Source organism: Nocardia otitidiscaviarum NBRC 14405, from assembly GCF_000308635.1.
Taxonomy (GTDB): domain Bacteria; phylum Actinomycetota; class Actinomycetes; order Mycobacteriales; family Mycobacteriaceae; genus Nocardia; species Nocardia otitidiscaviarum.
This window is the reverse complement of sequence record NZ_BAGD01000053.1, coordinates 1-17,659: the sequence shown is the minus strand read 5'-3', so window position 1 is coordinate 17,659 and position 17,659 is coordinate 1. Positions and strand designations below refer to the sequence as shown.

Below are 17,659 nucleotides of genomic sequence, written 5' to 3'. Positions count from 1 at the left end.
AGCCGCCGGATACCCCCCTCCGATACCCGGTGGCTGGTCTTCGGCGGCGAAACCAGTTACGGCGCAGCCATATTGAATCAGGAATCCGGGCCGCGTTCGGTGAACCGGCAGCGGTTGACCACGGGTACCGGCACCACGGGCACAGAGGCCCCACGAACGTCCGGGTGCAGGCAATATCTTGCCGAAACCCGCGCGCCGTCACGAGCCGGTGCACAGGTCTTCCGCGGGGACGCCGGGGAGGTACCGCTCCCACTCCTCGGCGGTGAGCGGAGTACTTCCGCCGCCGCACAATTCGGCCGCCACCCGATCCGGATCGGTCGCCCACAGCTGCACCGCCATGGCGGGTCCGCCCGCCGCCAGCAGCGCACCGCCGTGGCCGTACACCACCTCGCTGACCCGCCCCTCGTAGCCGTTCAGCACCGCGGCCCGGCTCGGTGCGCGCGGATCGGTGATATCCCACACCCAGATGCCGCCGCCCCCACCGCCTCCGGCGACGCGGGTGCCGTCGGGGCTGAAGTTGAGCGTGATGACCGCGTCCGCCGGACCGCGCAGCACCGCCAGCCGCCGCGGCTCGTCCGGGTCGGCGAGGCCGAACAGGCGGACGGTCCGATCGGCCCCGGCGGCCGCGAGCAGTCCGTTCCGCGGACCGAAGGCGACACTGGCGACGTCATTGCCGAATCCGGTGAGCGACGGCACTTCGCGCGGGCGACGCCGGTCGGTGATATCCCACAGCCGCACCGACTCGTGCGAGGTGGCGACGGCCAGCAGGGTGCCCGACGGGTCGATGGCGACGATCGAGGGGAGACCGGGCCCGACGTCCAGCGTGCCGAGCGGCGCGGGCCGCGCGATATCGCCGACGTCCCAGAGTGTGACGGTCCGTTCGTCCTGGCCCGCCACGACGAGCAGGGTCGCGTCCGGATCGAAGGCGAGCGCGCCGACGAGCCCACGCACACCGGGGATTTCGGCTCGGCGCCGAGGTTGCCGGGGATCACCCAGATCCCACAGGTGGACCCGTCCGGTGCGGGCCCCCACCGCCGCCACCGACCCGTCGGCGGCCAGTGCGACCGCACCGGTGGTCTGTTCCTCCGGTCCGACGCCCAGCGTCGAGTACTCGACGGGTGCGTCGGGTTCGCTCAGATCCCACAGGCGCGGATGGCTGTCGGCCGCGCCGGTGCCGACCAGGAGCCGAGTTCCGGTGCGGTCCATCGGCATCTGATAGACCACCGACCGTGCACCGCGCAGTACCGGGCCAGGCAGCGGCCACACCCGGGCCGCACCGTCGATCCCGCCGGGAATGCAGTCCGCACCACCGGTAGACGGCCCCGAGGGTCAGCGGCAGCGCCGGATCGTGTTCGGCCCGCTCCCTGATGATCGGCCCCAGATAGACGTTGGTGATCTTGTTGGCGGTATTGCGGCCCACGCCGGCGGCGTGGGCGAGACTGGATGCGTCGGTGGCCCGTCCCGCGGCGATGGCCCCGGCCATCCGGCCCGCGGTCGCGCCGCGTTTGCTCTGGAAGCATTCGTACAGCGAGCGCGGTCCGCCCGGCGTCGGCGATCCGCCGCGGCGTGGGGCGACGGCCGCCGTGCGGATCATGGCCAGCAGGACGTCCACCCCGGCCGACTTCTCGAAGACCCCCACCACGGCCGGTGACAGGCGCGCCTCGTCCAGGTGGTCCTGCTCCATGGTGTGGCCCTGCGCCGCGAGCAGCACTCGCGGATCCCGATCGACCAGTGCCACCATATCGACGACATCGAGGCCGTCGAAGGTGTACTCGAGTTCCGGTTTGTTCCAGATCAGGTCGGCGACAACCACATCGAAGCGGACCGTATCGGTTATCGCCGCCAGTACCTGCCGCCGGTCGGCGGCCACCGCCACCTTGGACACGCCCGGCGCCTGCCGCAGGATCGGCTCGACGACCTTCCCGAGCGGAGAGGCGACCAGGATTCTCATCCCCGTCCCCACGCGTCGAGTCTATCCCGCGGCCGGCGCGAAAACCCGGGCGGTACCCGGGTTTTCGCGATCGAACCGACTACTGGGCGACCAGTTCCGGAATCTCGGCGGCGCTGTCGTGACCACCCGTGCGCGGGTAGGTCGGGTACTCGATGCCCGAGATGTACTGCACCGTGCGCACCACCTGGCACGAGTAACCGAATTCGTTGTCGTACCACAGGTACAGAATCGCGGTGTCACCGTCGATGATGGTGGCGTTGGCGTCCACGATGGAGGCCGCGCGCGAACCGATGAAATCGCTGGAGACCACATCGGTGGCGGCGGTGTAGTCCAGATTGCGGCTCAGCGGACCCGACAGCGACACCCGGCGCAGGTACTCCAGCACCTCCTCGCGCGTGGTCTCGCGCTGGAGCTGCAGGTTCAGGATCGCGACCGAGACGTCCGGGGTGGGCACACGGATGGAATTGCCGGTGATCTTGGCCTTGAAGTCCGGCATCGCCTTGGCCACCGCGGACGCCGCACCGGTCTCGGTGAGCACCAGGTTGAACGGCGCGGAACGGCCGCGGCGGTCGGCCTTGTGGAAGTTGTCCAGCAGGTTCTGGTCGTTGGTGAACGAGTGCACGGTCTCCACGTGGCCACGGACGATACCGAATTCGTCGTCCATGGCCTTGAGCGGCGGGACGATGGCATTGGTCGTGCACGAGGCGCAGGACACGACGCGCTCCGACAGGTCGAGCCCGCGGTGGTTGACGCCGTGCACGATATTCGGCACATCGCCCTTGCCCGGTGCGGTCAGCAGCACCTTGGCGATGCCGGGGCGCAGATGCTGGGCCAGTCCCTGCCGGTCGCGCCACCTGCCGGTGTTGTCGATGAGGATCGCCTCGTCGATGCCGTGGGCGGTGTAGTCGATGGTGGTCGGGTCGTCGCTGTAGATGAACCTGATCACATTGCCGTTCGCGATGATCGCATCGTTCTTGGCGTCGACCTTGATCGTCCCGTTGAACTGCCCGTGCACCGAATCCCGCCGCAGCAGCGAGGCGCGCTTGGCCAGATCACCCTCGCCGCCCTTGCGCACCACCACGGCCCGCAGATTCAGCCCGTTGCCGGAGCCGGTCTTCTCGATCAGCAGCCGCGCCACCAGCCGCCCGATCCGCCCGAAGCCGTACAGCACCACATCCCGCGGCCCCTGCGCCTCGGCCTTGTTGCCATCGGTGACCTCGGCCAGCACCGCGGCGGTGAACTCGGCCACCGACCGCCCGCCCCCCTCGGCGCGATACGCCATCGCCAGCCGCCCGAGGTCGATCTTGCACGCCCCCAGATCCAGCTCGCCGAGCACCTCGAGGAACGGCAGCGTCTCCTCGATCGACAGCTCCTCCCCCTCGATCTGCCGCGCGAACCGATGCGTCCGCAGAATGCTGATCACCGACTTGTTCACCAGCGATCGGCTGTGCAGGAGAATGGTCACCCCCTTCTCCCGATACAGCTTCCCGATAATCGGAATCATCGCCTCCGCGGAAGCCTCGTGAGCGTTCCAGCGGTCAAGGTGCTCGGTAGTCAACACACGTCCTAGGGGTGTCCTCGATCAGTACGAAAATCGACTCTAGCCAGGCCCGCGGTATCACACGGGCCCGCCTTCCCCTTGTGAGGTTCAGCCCGCGCACATGGTGGACCGGACGAACCGGTCCACGGCGGCGGTGAAGCCGTAGCCGGTGGTGTCGGTGATCGAGAGTGCGACGCTGTGGCTGCCGTCGGGGCTGCGCAGGGCGAGGGAGCCGAAGCCGTTGACGTAACCGTTGTGGCCGTGGCCGTGGCAGCCGGGGGCGAGGCGGAATTCGTAGAGGCCCAGGCCGTAGCCGTAGGAACCGTTCACGTGCCGGAAGGCGCGCATCTCGGCCAGCAGATGCGGGGGCAGCAGGCGGCCGTCCAGCAGGCCGGTGAGGAAGGTGTGCAGGTCCTGGGTGGAGGAGACGATGCCGCCGGCCGCCCACACGTACGAGGGGTTCTGGTCGGTGACGTCGGTCAGGCCGCCGCCGTAGTCGTAGTAGCCGTGGGCGTGCGGGCCGAGAATGCCGTCGAAGGTCTGCGGCACGCCGGTGCCGAGCATGAGCAGTGGCAGCGTGATCCGGGTGTAGATGTTCACGTGGTACGGCAGCCCAGAGGCCCGCTCGATGAGCAGGCCCGCCACGATGTAGTTGGTGTTCGAGTAGGCCCACCCGCTGCCCGGCTCGAATTGCAGCGGCTTCTCCGTCGCCCATCGCACGAAATCGGGCGGCTGCCAGGTGCGCCGGATATCGCCGAGCGTGTCACCCACCATCGGCGGGTAGCCACCGCCACCGTTGAGGTAGTCGAGCAGGCCGCTGGTCTGCGCGAGGGCCATGCGCACGGTGATCCGCGGATCGACCCCGAATTCGGGCAGCCAGCGGCTCACGGGATCGTCCAACCCGATCCGGCCCTCGCCGACGAGCTGCAACAGCGCGGTCGCGGTGAACGTCTTGGTGATACTGCCGATGCGGAACCGCCCACCGCTCGGCACCGGTTCCGGCCGCCCCAACCGCACCACACCCGCCGACCCGTCCCACACCCCCGCGGGCGTGCGCACCTGCGCCTGCACCCCCGCCGCCCCGTGCGCGACGATGTCCTCCAGCGCCCGCTGCCAGCCGCCGGGTTCGGCGACTGCGGACGTGTGCGCGGATCCCGCGCACAGCAGAGCGGCGGTGAAGACGAGCAGAACTCGACGCATTTCGCGCACAGTAATAGTCAGACCGCATCGAGTACGGTCAACACGCCCGACACACCCCCAACGACCGAAGGAGCATCCCCCATGCGCGCCATGTTCCCGATATGCGTGCTGGCCGTCGCGGTCGTGGCGGTCAGCGGTTGCGCCGACTCCGATCCGGAACGCACCGAGTTGACCTTGACCGTCGCGGCTCCGGACAATCGCGACACCGCCCGCACGGTGACCCTGCGGTGTGCGCCCGATGTGGGCGGCGACCACCCCGCCGCGGACCGCGCCTGCGCCGAATTGGAGGCCGTCGACGGCGATTTCGACGAACTGAACGTCGACCCCCAGGCCATCTGCACCCAGGAGTACGACCCGGTCGTCTACGCCGCCAGCGGCACCTGGCGCGGCCGCGCGGTCGCCTTCACCAAGACCTTCCCGAACGACTGCCACGGCAAGGGCGCGACCGGGAGCGTCTTCGACTTCTGAGCTCGGGACAGTGATCCGCGGAACAGCGTCGTGAGGTCCTGATCGACACCGGCGTGGATTACCATCGGGCACGACGCCGAGAGGGGGTGGTGAGCGTGGCCGCGGAACAACAGGGTGCCCACGCTCAGCGAATCGACCGGGCCATGTCGACGGTGCGCGGACGTGCCGAGGCGTCCGGGGGCCTGGTGATCGTCGAATCCGATGCGTACGGAACGATCACCGACCTGCAGATCTCGCCCGCCGCGATGACCGTCGAACCCGCCCGACTCGCCGCGGCCATCACCCGGTGCCATGAACGCGCCAGGGAGGAAGCCGAAGCCGCCGCGGCCGAACTGCTCGGGCAACTCGCCCGGGACGGCCGTCCGGCGCCGCCCGCCACGGCGACCGAGCAGTGGGAAGACGCTGCCCCGGTCCGGATCACGTACCGGCTGTAGGAATGACGAGGGAGGGCGACAGTGTCGGTTGACGGGTTGCAGGTCGATCCGGCGGCGTTGGAGCAGACCGCCAAGGGCATCAACGGCATGATCGACGCACTGGCGGAGGTGGGGATCAAGGAGACCGCGTCGTCCGGGCGCGGGTTGGCGCTGCTCACCCTGTCCGCGCTGGAGGCGGGCAAGCAGTCGGTGCAGTCCGAATTCGAGTCCTACACCGAGCGGTGGTCCTGGGGCGTGCGGGCGCTGGTGCAGGCGGGCAATCAGATCGCGCAGGCGCTGGGCCTGAGCGCGGGCCGCTACCAGGCCATGGAGGACAAGGCTTCCACCATGTTCAAGGTGCTGTGGACCAGCATGGCGGGCAACCCGCACCTGACCAAGGACCAGATCGCCGCCCGCGACTGGGGCGAGACACTCGCCGACAACTCGTTCAACCACATCCGCAATCCCGACTACAGCCGCGAATCCTTCGACCGCGCGGCCCTTGCCGCGCAGATGAACTGGGAGATCGTGCAGGCCGTCGGCCCACAGGCGGCCGCCAACCTGGGCGTGCTGAGCAATCCGGCCACGATCGGCACGGGCGGTGCCCCGGACGGACTCCCCGCGCCGGGCTGGAATACCGGCGCGGCCGCCCAGGTCGAGCAGATTCAGCAGAAGTACGCGCCACTGCTGAATCCGCAAGGCGGCCAGGGAGAGTAAGCCGGGGTGGGTATCGGGGACTGGCTGGAGGACAAGGCCAATCAGATCGGGGAGGCCGTCGAGAACGCGGCCGAATCGGCCACCGCGGCGGTCGGCGAGGCGATCGACGACGTACTCGACGTCGGCGCGGACGCCGCCCGCTCCGTCGGCTGGGACGGGGTGGGCGAGGCGCTGGACGACGCCGGCGACCAGGTGTCCTCGGCGCTGGGCGGGGCGGTCGAGGAGCGGGAACTCGGGGAGACCGAGGACCCCAAGGAATTGATCCGCGGCGAACCGTCGGCGATCACGGAGGCCGGAAACAGTCTGGGGAAGCTGTCGCAGGCGGCCGATCAGACCGGTGAGGGGTTGCGCGCGGTCGGCAACATCAGCGACTGGCACGGCTTGGGCGCGGACGGGTACCGGGTGGGATTCTCGCCGCAGCCCGGCAAATGGACCGAGGCCGCCGATGCCTTCACCGACGCCAAGACCGCGCTCGAGGCATGGGCCTCGGCGGTATCGGCGGCCCAGGGTCTGGCCGCCGACGCCATCGCCGAATGGAAGGCGGGCGTGCGGGAGCGGCGGCGGGTGCTGGCCTGGTGGAACTCGCTCACCGACGAGCAGAAGGACCGGGCGACGGTGACCGATACCTGGTCACCGCACTTCCAGGCTGCCCGCGACATTCTGTCGCGAGCGCGGACCAACCGCGACACCGCGGCCGACCAGGCGGTGAGCTCCCTGTCGGCGGCCAAGGCCGCGGCGCCGGAAGAGCCGCCGTTCGTCTCCCGCATGGCGGCCAACCTCGAAGACGCGGTGCAGATCGGCGAGTACGCGAATCTGAGCTTCACCGACGGTGTGCTCGGCGGGGCGTCGGGACTGCTGCAATTCGTGCGCAAGCTCAACCCCACCGACACCTACAACCTCACGCATCCGGGCGAGTACCTGGAGAACATGTCGAATCTGGCCGGGGGTCTGGTGACCACCGCGGCCGATCCGGGGCCGGTGGTGGACGCGCTGATCGACGACGCGCGAGCCAATCCGTTCGAAGCCCTCGGCACCGTGGCCTTCGATGTCGCGACCGCCGTTCCGACCGGCGGTGCCGGACTGGCCGCCAAAGCACCGTCGCTGCTGAACAAGGTCGACAATCTAGCCCCGCCGGTTCGGCCGAGACCCGATGTGCCGACCCGCGCACCCGTCGATCGGGCCGCGCCCGAGGGGTTCAGTCCCCGCTCCGATCCGGCGGGCACGAATCCGCGTGCCGATATCGATACTCCTGCGCCGCAACGGGATACGCCCGGCACGGACGCTCCGCCTCGTGACGCCGACGCCCCGGTGCAGGACCGGGGCGCGGGCGCTGCACCGGAACCTGATCGCCCCGACTCCAGTGTGCAAGCCGCCCAGCACGATCAGCCCGCACCGGCGCGCGAACAGCCCGCCGACCGCGCGGATGACGACGGTCAGGTCGAGGTGTCCGCCGATCAGCCACGGGGTGAACCGGATTCGCCCGCGACGCGCCCCGATCCGACACCGGAGGCACCGGCGCAGCGCCCGGACCATCCCTCGACGGGACCGGCGCGCGTCGATGACCCCGGTACGCCGGGTACCCGCCCGGACTCCGATCCGCCCGGACCGCTGCGCGATACCTACACGCCGCCCACGCATCCGGATATCTCCGATGCGCCGGGTGCGACGCGACCCGACACCGACCCGGCCACCACGCGCAGCGACACTGCCCCGGACACGCCGCGCGGCAACGACCCGGCCGGTACGAATCCGCCTGGGAATCAACCACATTCCGATCCGACCGCAAATCAGCCAAGCAACCAGCCGCATCCGGACACCGGCGGCGACCGCCCGGACTCCACCCTCGGCCCCACATCGACGACCCCGGAGAACCCGCACGTCGACAACGGCGGACGCACGCCCGGAGAGACACCGGCCCGTCCCGACGGCACGAGCCCGACTGACACACCCGGCACCCGCACGCCGGACACGACCGCACCCGCCCACACCCAGTCGACACCCGCGAACACCCACCCCACAGCGCCCCGCGACACCCCCGCGCCGCGCACCGATCCGGTACCCGGACCGACGCGCGCCGACACCCCGGCCGGTCGCGGGCCGGTGTCCCCCGCGGCGACCACTCCGCCCAGTCCGACACCCGGCCCACGCCCCACTCCGGACACCCCCGCCGGTCCACGCGCCCAACCCGGAAATACGAATCCGCACACCAACCTGGATGCCGGAACCTCGACCCGCCCGCTGCCCGACAGCCCGAATGCCCCGCGCTCCGACCTCGCTCCGGACACGCGACAGGTGCCCGATCAGGGATCGACACCCGACCGCAACCCCGCCGACGGTCGCGAACCGGACACACGAAACGACGACGGTGCTCGGGACCATGACACCGACGACCGCAACGACACCGACGACCGCGATACCGATCCCGACCGCGATAACCAAGACAGACAAGAGGATCCAGATCAGTCGGACCCCGACGCAGCCACCGCCGCCAAGGATCCCGCACACACTCAGACCGACGCCGATGTCGCCAAATGCGGCGACCCCGTCGATGCCGCGACCGGCGAATTCCTGCTCCCCGAAACCGATCTCACGCTACCCGGAATCCTCCCCCTGGTCCTGACCCGGCGACACCGCTCGAACTACCGCTGGGGCCGCTGGTTCGGCCCCACCTGGTCGTCGATCCTGGATATGCGCGTGGTCGTCGACGAAAACCAGGTGACCTTCCTCGGCGAGGACGGCCTGCTACTGGCCTACCCGCACGCCGACCCCGGCATCGCGGTGGAGCCGCTGGTCGGCGGCGCACGGTACGCGTGTTCCCGTACCGACACCGGCACCTACCGCGTCTCCGACCCCGAGCGCGAAATCATCTGGCATTTCACCCCGGAACCCGAACTCGACGGGCTGTTCGGGGTGTACCCGATCTCGGCGATCACCGACCGCCACCTCAACCGCATCCGATTCCACTACGCCCCCGACGGCACCCCGACGGCCATCACCCATTCCGGCGGCTACCACGTCGAGGTCGCCACCGATCCCGCCGTCGGACGTGTCACCGGGCTGACCGTCGTCGACACCAAGATCCAGGACGGTCCGGAGGCGAGGATCTCCGTCCGCCGATTCGACTATGCCGCAGGCAATCTGGCAGCGGTCACCAATGGTTCCGGCGCCACCACCCGCTACACCTACGATGACCGCGACCGCATGCTGTCGTGGACCGACTCGCGCGGCACCACCATGGTCAACACCTACGACAGTGCCGGTCGCGTGATCCTCCAGCACGGCACCGACGGCGTCCTCAACGCCGGATTCGACTACCTCGACTACCCCGACGGAACCGGCCACATCACGCGCCACATCAACTCCCAGGGTGCGGTCACCACCCGGGGTTTCGACCACGACCTGCGTGTCCGCGACATCATGGACCCGGCGGGCGGCCACACCCGCATCGACTACAACGCCGACCGCCGCCCCCTCCAGGTCACCGCCCCCGACAACGCGGTCACCCGCTACACCTACTCCCCCGACGGCGACGTCACCCGTATCATCCGCCCCGACGGCCGCTCCATCGATATCGCCTACGCCTGGCGCAACCGCCCCGAAACCATCACCCACCCCGACGGCACCACCGCTCGCCGCGACTGGGACGCCCACGGAAACCTCACCGCCACAACCACTCCCGGCGGAATCCGCACCACCTACACCTACCACCCCAACGGCGCGGTAGCGACGGTCACCGAACCCAACACGGCCCGCACCACCGTCACCGTCGACGCCGCCGGCCTCCCCGTCACCGTCACCGACCCTTTGGGTGCCACCACCCACATCACCCGCGACGCCTTCGGTCGCCCGTCCGCCGTCACCGATCCCCTCGGCCACACCACCCGCTACCACTGGTCCCCCGACGGCGAACTCCTGCGCCGCCTCGACCCCGACGGCCACCACGAGTCCTGGACCTACGACGGCGAAGGCAACCTCCTCTCGCACACCAGCCGCGCCGGCGGCATCACCCGATTCACCTACGCCAGTTGGGATCTCCCGATCTCCCGCACCGACCCCGACGGCGCCACCACCCGCTACACCTACGACACCGAACGCCGCCTCACCACCGTCACCAACCCCCTCGGCCACACCTGGCACTACCGCTACGACACCGCCGGCCGCCTGATCTCCGAAACCGACTACAACGGCGCGACCACCACCTACACCCACGACCCGGCCGGCCGAGTAGCCACCGTCACCCCCGCCACCGGCATCACCCGCCACCACCGCTACGACATCCTCGGCCGCCTCACCGAAATCACCACCGACTCCGGCCACTGGCGCCGCTACACCCACGACCCCCTGGGCCGCCTCCTCACCGCCATCAGCGGCGAAGCCGAAACCCCCATCCACACCCTCGATTTCACCCACACCCCCGACGGCCAACTCGCCACCCAAACCCTGGACGCGGGCACCCCCATGCGGTTCGAATACGACCCCCTCGGCCGCCGCGCCCGCCGCATCACCCCCACCGGATCCGAAACCCGCTGGCGCTGGGACTGGTCCGGCCGCCCCACCGCCCTCGACACCGACGGCCACACCATCGGCTTCACCCACGACCTCGCGGGCCAACTCACCGAATGGACCATCGGCGAACTCGCCATCACCAACGCCTACGACCCCCTCGGCCGCCTCCAGCAACAAACCGTCACCGGCTTTCCGCCCCGCCTGTCCACCCTCGGCCTGGACAGCAACCCCCGCCCCGAACCCCGGCAGCTCCGCACCGACGAATACATCTGGCGGCCGGACGGATACATCACCACCCACACCACACACACCGACACCACTACGTCCCGCCTCGACTACACCCTCGACCCAATCGGCCGAGTCCACAGACTTACCCGCAACGGCGCGCTCGCCGAGCAGTACAGCTACGACTCTCTCAGCAACATCACCGAGAGCTACACACCTAGCGAGCCGACCCCACCCACACCCGACTCACTCACCACAGCCCCCGACCAACCGCCCACCGGCAGCACCCGCCGCGAGTACCACAACAACCTTCTCATCCGCGACGGCCGCACCCGCTACCACTATGACGCAGCGGGCCGCCTGATCCGCAAAACCACCACGCGGTTGTCACGCAAGCCAGCGGTCTGGCACTTCCGCTACGACGCTTTCGATCAGTTGACGGATGTGTGGACTCCGGGCCAGGAGTGGTGGCATTACACGTATGACGCTCTTGGGCGGAGAACTACGAAGACGCGTCTATCGACGGTCGGTACCATCCTAGAAACGCACGATTACCTCTGGGACGACACAAATCTCATCGAACAGACCACACCTTGGGAAACACAGCACTGGGAGTATTTTCCGAACTCGTACATACCGATTATTCAGTGCACCGACAACGACACAACTCGTCGAATATTTCACATCATAGCCACCGATAAGTCGGGGTCACCTCGTGACCTGATAGATCCTTACTCAGCCGTTGTTGTTGCATCCGCGAAGACTAATTTCTGGGGAGCAACCACATGGTGCGGATCTTCCGATACGCCAATACGCTTCCAGGGCCAGATATTCGACCCCGAGACCAGGTTACACTACAATTTCCACAGGCTATACGACCCTGATAGTGGAAGATATCTGACATCAGACCCGTTAGGCCTGATCCCGGCGCCCAATCCGAGCATCTATCCTCATAATCCTGCGGTATGGTGCGACCCTCTAGGCCTCCGCTGCTTAAAAGACAACGAGGTCTATCTATATCGAGCAGTGCAGGATAAGGAGCTTGAACAAATCCTGGATACCAGGACTTTTACAAACCCCACCGGAATCGAGACCAAATACTTTGCTCGCTCCGAGGAGGCGGCGAGCGCCTACGCGCGCGAGGCCTTCAAGAACTGGCCCTCGGAGGGGAGCTACACTATTGTGCGAACAACTATCGACAAAGGCCTGATCCCAGAGGAAGCTGCTGTGCATATTTCCGACCCTGGCGTTGGCGACGTCATAGTGCTACCGAGCGATTTGCTTCCAGAACTCGGAAGACCACGGATATTGCCATATGGAATACATGGAGGCTAGGATGCATTTCATACTCGCTGGACCATCGCCCGATACACTGATTCCATGGCGTGAAGCATTCGCCGGGACCAAGAACATTGAATTTCGAGTAGGCACCCTCCCGGAAATCGGTTTCGGATGCGATGCACAGATTGTTCCAGCTTTTCTCGCACACGATAGGTACGGAGGAAATCCACATCAACACCAAGGACAGGTTTTGGAGAATAACCGCGGCGACGGCAGTCCAGACCTAATCGTTTCCACCCCTTTGTACGGCCCAATTCTCAACTGGAATGAAGGGAATGAAAAGGCGATTGCCCGAATCAGCGAAATATTTCGCGCCAGTTTAGAGGCGATCGAGAGATACAACTCGGCGCACGCCTCGGTCGAGAATATCCACCGCATCCTGATAAATGTGAACGCCATGGGGACAGGAGCGCTAGGCGCTGCGTGCAACGCAGCCGGATTGAAGGACGCCCTGACGCGGCCATGACCCCCCAGCATCCACCTTCCAACCGTGCTCGAGACCGATGCAACGCCCACTACTCGCTGAGGCACGGTTGACACCGAGAGATTCCAACCATGTGCGCCGCTACTGCGCATGGCCTCAATCTTTCGGCATGTCGCTTTAGCTGGGGTTTCGTGTCGCCGTCACAGCCGGTAGATTCGAACACATGAGCGAAACCGTCGCGGTCGAGGCCACCAGCTACGAGCTGGTCGCGCGACTGCGGGCGGTACACGCGCAGATCGCCGCCGCCCAGGCCGAAGAGGTGGCGTTGATGACGCGGCTGTATCGGCTGCGGCGCGCCCAGCAGCTCGAGGCCGGGGTCGCGGCGCGGTATGCCGGGGAGTCGGCGGCGACCGAAATCGGTGTGGCGGTGCGGGTCTCGCAGCGCAGCGCGGACGGGCTGATCGCGCTCGGGATGGGGTTGGGGCGGCTGCCGGTGACCCGGCGGGCGTTCGCGCAGGGACGTATCGACTTGGCGCGGGTACGCGCGATCCATGACAGCTTGGTCAACACCCCCGATGAGACGGTCGTGGAGTTGGAAGGGGACGTGGTCGCCCGGGCCGAACGGTGTGATCCCGCGCGGTTGCGGCGCACCATCCGCAAGCGGCTGCTCGAGCTCGACCCCGCCGGGCAGGCGCGGCGGCGTCGTGAGGCCGAACGCGAACGGTACGTGGCCGTGCGTGCGGCGGACGACGGGACCGCGCTGGTCGATGCGGTGTTGCCCGCGGCTGGGGGTTGGACGTTGTTCGAGCGCCTGCGGGAGATGGCGGTCAGTCAGTGCTGTGCCGCCGATCCGCGCACGATGAACCAGCGGCGTGCTGATGCCCTGGTGGCGTTGGCCGACGGGAGCGGGCGACTGACCTGCGGCTGCACGCTGCCCGAGTGTGCTCGCCGGGACCCGACCACGCCGGTGTCGGCCGCGCGGCGGGCGTTGGTGCAGGTCGGTGTCAGCGCGGCGACCCTGGCGGGGGTGCAGGACAATCCGGGGTTGCTGGCCGGGTTCGGTGCGATCGACGCCGATCTGGCGCGGCAGATCGCCCGCCACGCCCGCTTCCATGTCATCACCGAAACCAGCGACGAGATGCGTCGCGACACTGCCGCATCCCGCACGAGTGACACCCCCGCACCCCACACGAGTGACACCGCCGAACTCACCACAGCGGAGTCGCCGACCCCGGAGACCACCGGCGACAATGGTGCATCAGCCGTGATCGACACCGACAGCGACCATCGTTCTTCCACGATCGAGGTCACCCGAAACACACACGCGCACACCACCACTGCCCCGGTGCCACCGACGAACCCACCAGAATGGCGATACCGCCCCAGCGCCACCGTCGCGGCACGTGTGCGGGCCTTCGATGGAACCTGCCGGGCTCCCGGCTGCCCAGTCCCGGCCGCGGCCACCGACCTCGACCACCAACAGCCCTTCGACCACCACTCCCCCACCACCGGCGGACCCACCACCGTGCACAACCTCGGCTGCCGCTGCCGCCGCCACCACCGCCTCAAAACCCTCGCCGACCACGGACTCAACGGCTGGACGGTCACCCACCACCCACACCGGCGCATCCAATGGCGCACGCCCACCGGCGACTCGATCACCACCAGCCCCGAAGGCGCGAAATTCCTCTTCCCGCATACGCCGGTGGCCGCGACACGGGTGGAACCCGTTGATCCGCAACCCGATCCACCACTACTGAACCCCGGCCCGGTGATCAACGCACTCGCCGAACTACTCCACGTCTACATCCCGCCAGGGCGACGATACCTGCGCACTCACCGCGACATCCACCACACCGTCACTGTCGGCGACACCCTGTGCAGCGTCAGCGGCTCCGATCGGGATGCAGACCGCCCACCGTTCTGAACCCGCTCGTGAACGGCCGCAGTCATGAGCGTTGGAGCGGTGGCAGACCGGGGATTTTCACGGCCAACGACGAGCTGCTTGTCGTCCGTATCACTCACGATGGCGATGCCCGGCCGCTCGAGGAGGTAGTCGATCGATGCGGTTCCATCGGCCGGGTGGTCCGCATTTCGGATTGACGATCAGTAGGAATGGAGTCCTGCACGGTCACCCGAAAACCCGGGCACTGCCCGGGTTTTCGCTGACAGTCGTCGAGGGTTTCACCCTCACCGCGTAGCGATGATCGCCGATCCGTGTCCGAACAGCCCTTGATTCACCGCGATACCGGCCCTGGCACCGTCCACCTGACGACCATCGGCCTGCCCACGCAACTGCCAGGTGAGTTCGCAGATCTGCGCGATCGCCTGCGCGGGAATCGCCTCGCCGAAACAGGCGAGTCCACCGCTGGGGTTGACGGGAACACGTCCGCCCAATGTCGTTGCACCGCTACGCAGCAGATCTTCCGCGCCACCCGTTTCGCAGAGCCCGATATCCTCGTACCAGTCCAGCTCCAGCGCGGTGGACAGGTCGTAGACCTCCGCGAAAGAAAGGTCCGCAGGCCCGATCCCAGCCTCCTCGTATGCCGCGTACGCGATGGCAGACCGAAACACGCGCGGCGGCGGCTCGACCGCGACAGCGGAATCCGTCGCGAAATCCGGCAGATCGAGAACGGTTTTCGGGAATGTCGGCGTCACCGTCGACAGCGCCCGGATGCGGACCGGGTCCGCGATACCGTGACGGCGCGCGTACTCCATCGACGTCAGCACCAGCGCGGCCCCGCCGTCACTGGTCGCGCAGATATCGAGCAGCCGCAGCGGATCCGACACGATGGCCGAGGCAGCGACCTCCTCGGCCGACACCTCTTTGCGGTAGCGGGCATACGGGTTGTTCAGCCCATGCTTGGCATTCTTCACCTTGACCGCGGCGAAATCGTCAAGCGTGGCACCGTGGATCGCCATCCGGCGTCGGGCATACAGCGCGAAATAGATCGGATTGGTGGCACCGAGCAGGTGGAAGCGCAACCAGTCCGGGTCGTCGCGGCGCTCGCCGCCGACCGGCTGGAAGAAGCCCTTCGGGGTGGCATCCGCGCCGACCACCAGCGCCACATCGCACAGTCCCGCCAGGATCTGGGCACGAGCATTGGCGATCGCCTGGGCACCGGAGGCGCAGGCGGCGTAGCTGCTCGAGATCCGCGCACCCGACCAGCCCAGCGCCTGGGCGAACGTCGCGCCCGAGACGAAGCCGGGATAGCCGTTCCGGATGGTGTCCGCCCCGGCGATATAGCCGACCTCGCTGTGGTCCACCCCGGCATCGGCCAGCGCCGCACGCGCCGCGACCAGTCCGTACTCGACGAAGTTCCGCCCCCACTTGCCCCACTGGTGCATACCCGCACCGAGGACGGCGATATCGCGATTCGTGTCAGTCATTGACCGGCCTCCACATCCACACCGTGCGCTCCGCCTCGTCGTCCTCGTACAACGTGCCGAGCGCCAGCTCGACCGGCATGCCGACAGCCAGGTCGTCCACCGTGAACCCGCGCACGACCTGCCCGAGAATCACCATCTGCTCGACCTCGAGCTCCACGGCCGCGACGACATACGGCTCGAATGGATCCGGCGAGACGTACGGCGCGGGCGGTTTGTATCGCGCATCGGCATAGGACCAGATCCGGCCACGCGTGGAGAACAGGTACTCGACCAGCTCGGAGCCGTCCTTCGGAGCCGAACACCGCGGATTGCGGCAGGCGAGGGTGTTCCGAGGGAAGTACGGCGTGCCGCACACCTCGCAGCGGCTCCCCTTCAGACGTACCGCACCGTCCTCCGCAGTGAACCAGTCTGCCACGGCGGGGCGTTGTTCTTTCTGCACAGACCGACCGTATAGGAACACGTTCTACTTTGTCGCGGAAATCCCGCCCAGCGGTGCGGGGCAGGGGGTACGGTGGGGCCGGATTGGGATGCTGGGCATCCGCGCGTCGATCTGGAGTACCGCACCGCGATGGGCACCAAAGCCATTGACCCGCAGGCGATTCGCAATGTCACGGTGATGGGGCATCCCGACGAGACAGCGCGGGTGGTTCACCGGCTGTCCTGCCACCTCGACAAGGTCGGTGCGGGGACCCCGGTCGCGTTCCGATGGACGGCCGACGGGGTCGACCACACGATCCGCCTCGCGGAGCTATCGAGCCACACACCCATCCCCGGAATGGAACGGGCGATCCGTCTGGCGGATGGCGTTGTGGCCGTCGTGAATGCTGCTTCGAACCGACCGGCACGACTCGAAACGATGCTGCGGGTCGCCGACGACCATCAGATCGCACGGTTGTGCCTGGTCATCGGACTCGATCAGCCAGGCGCCGATTTCGATCGCTGCGTGCGAGCGGTCGCCGATACACGCGGCGCAGCGCCATTGCCGCTGCAGATGCCGATCGGTATCGATACCGAGTTCGCAGGTGCCATCGACCTGGTGGCGATGGTGACATACGAAGCGGCAGACCGCGAACCTCACGAAGTCCAGGCGGTACTAGCCGAGCAGAAGCGTCACAGACTCCTGGCTACAGTGCTCGGCCGGCCCGCCCTCCCGAACCCCCGAACGGTCTCGACCGAAAGAGTGCACCACCTGATCCGGTACCGCACTCGCATCGGTGACGTCGTCCCGATGCTGTGCAGTGTGGCACCGCGGCGTATCGATGATGTCGCCCCGCTCCTGGACGCCCTGGTCCGCTACCTTCCATCACCCATGGATGTCTGTCAGCCGACACACGTGCTCGATTACTGAGGATCTGTCAGCGATCATCGAATTCGGTCTCGTGCTGGACGTTGGTGATGAACCACGATGCGACGGCTGCGGTAACCACGCCGACAACGGTGGTGCCCACAATCATCAGACCGACCGCCAACAATCGACCCTGCCA

Annotated in this window: 13 protein-coding genes; 7 read left to right on the top strand and 6 right to left on the bottom strand. The window is 67.7% G+C overall.

Going from position 1 to position 17,659, the window contains the following annotated elements; genetic code table 11:
* Positions 1-198 precede the first annotated feature (198 nt).
* The 4 genes from ON31_RS37805 to ON31_RS09595 all read right to left on the bottom strand — a co-directional run bounded on the left by ON31_RS37805 (position 199) and on the right by ON31_RS09595 (position 4,691).
* A complete protein-coding gene (locus ON31_RS37805; RefSeq protein ID WP_255222041.1) occupies positions 199-696 on the bottom strand; it encodes a WD40 repeat domain-containing protein in 498 nt (165 codons plus the stop codon).
* Between the two features lie 292 nt (positions 697-988).
* Positions 989-1,963, bottom strand: coding sequence for an MSMEG_1198 family transcriptional regulator (locus ON31_RS37800; RefSeq protein ID WP_255222037.1), 975 nt, complete (start codon positions 1,961-1,963; stop codon positions 989-991).
* Positions 1,964-2,030: 67 nt separating this feature from the next.
* On the bottom strand, positions 2,031-3,509 hold the full coding sequence (locus ON31_RS09600; RefSeq protein WP_051037056.1) for a glyceraldehyde-3-phosphate dehydrogenase: 1,479 nt from the start codon (positions 3,507-3,509) through the stop codon (positions 2,031-2,033).
* A 90-nt stretch (positions 3,510-3,599) separates the two neighbouring features.
* Entirely contained in the window at positions 3,600-4,691 is a 1,092-nt protein-coding gene (locus tag ON31_RS09595; protein ID WP_051037039.1) for a serine hydrolase domain-containing protein, read from the bottom strand.
* 81 nt (positions 4,692-4,772) lie between these two features.
* Between ON31_RS09595 and ON31_RS09590 the strand changes: the two genes are divergently transcribed.
* The 6 genes from ON31_RS09590 to ON31_RS09570 all read left to right on the top strand — a co-directional run bounded on the left by ON31_RS09590 (position 4,773) and on the right by ON31_RS09570 (position 14,712).
* Positions 4,773-5,159 carry a subtilase-type protease inhibitor gene (locus ON31_RS09590; protein WP_051037038.1) on the top strand — a complete coding sequence of 129 codons (387 nt, stop codon included), beginning with the start codon at positions 4,773-4,775 and terminating at the stop codon, positions 5,157-5,159.
* Positions 5,160-5,254: 95 nt separating this feature from the next.
* On the top strand, positions 5,255-5,593 hold the full coding sequence (locus tag ON31_RS34585) for a YbaB/EbfC family nucleoid-associated protein (protein WP_147287173.1): 339 nt from the start codon (positions 5,255-5,257) through the stop codon (positions 5,591-5,593).
* Positions 5,594-5,614: 21 nt separating this feature from the next.
* A complete protein-coding gene (locus ON31_RS35205) occupies positions 5,615-6,289 on the top strand; it encodes a hypothetical protein (RefSeq protein WP_039811755.1) in 675 nt (224 codons plus the stop codon).
* A gap of 6 nt (positions 6,290-6,295) precedes the next feature.
* Positions 6,296-12,355 carry a putative T7SS-secreted protein gene (locus tag ON31_RS34575; RefSeq protein WP_051037036.1) on the top strand — a complete coding sequence of 2,020 codons (6,060 nt, stop codon included), beginning with the start codon at positions 6,296-6,298 and terminating at the stop codon, positions 12,353-12,355.
* Complete coding sequence (locus ON31_RS36570) at positions 12,336-12,827, top strand: hypothetical protein (protein WP_147287174.1); 492 nt, start codon at positions 12,336-12,338, stop codon at positions 12,825-12,827. Before ON31_RS34575 ends, ON31_RS36570 begins: the two co-directional genes overlap by 20 nt.
* 181 nt (positions 12,828-13,008) lie before the next feature.
* Complete coding sequence (locus tag ON31_RS09570; protein ID WP_051037035.1) at positions 13,009-14,712, top strand: HNH endonuclease signature motif containing protein; 1,704 nt, start codon at positions 13,009-13,011, stop codon at positions 14,710-14,712.
* A 263-nt stretch (positions 14,713-14,975) separates the two neighbouring features.
* On the opposite strand, the gene ON31_RS09565 is transcribed toward ON31_RS09570, so the two are convergent.
* Both ON31_RS09565 and ON31_RS09560 read right to left on the bottom strand, forming a co-directional pair.
* Positions 14,976-16,175 (bottom strand): lipid-transfer protein, encoded by a 1,200-nt coding sequence (locus tag ON31_RS09565; RefSeq protein WP_039811752.1) that lies wholly within the window; start codon positions 16,173-16,175, stop codon positions 14,976-14,978.
* Positions 16,168-16,614 (bottom strand): Zn-ribbon domain-containing OB-fold protein, encoded by a 447-nt coding sequence (locus ON31_RS09560; protein ID WP_029932667.1) that lies wholly within the window; start codon positions 16,612-16,614, stop codon positions 16,168-16,170. Before ON31_RS09560 ends, ON31_RS09565 begins: the two co-directional genes overlap by 8 nt.
* Before the next feature lie 129 nt (positions 16,615-16,743).
* Here ON31_RS09560 and ON31_RS09555 point away from each other — a divergent pair, with 129 nt between their 5' ends.
* Entirely contained in the window at positions 16,744-17,523 is a 780-nt protein-coding gene (locus ON31_RS09555; RefSeq protein ID WP_039811748.1) for a GTP-binding protein, read from the top strand.
* Positions 17,524-17,659 lie beyond the last annotated feature (136 nt).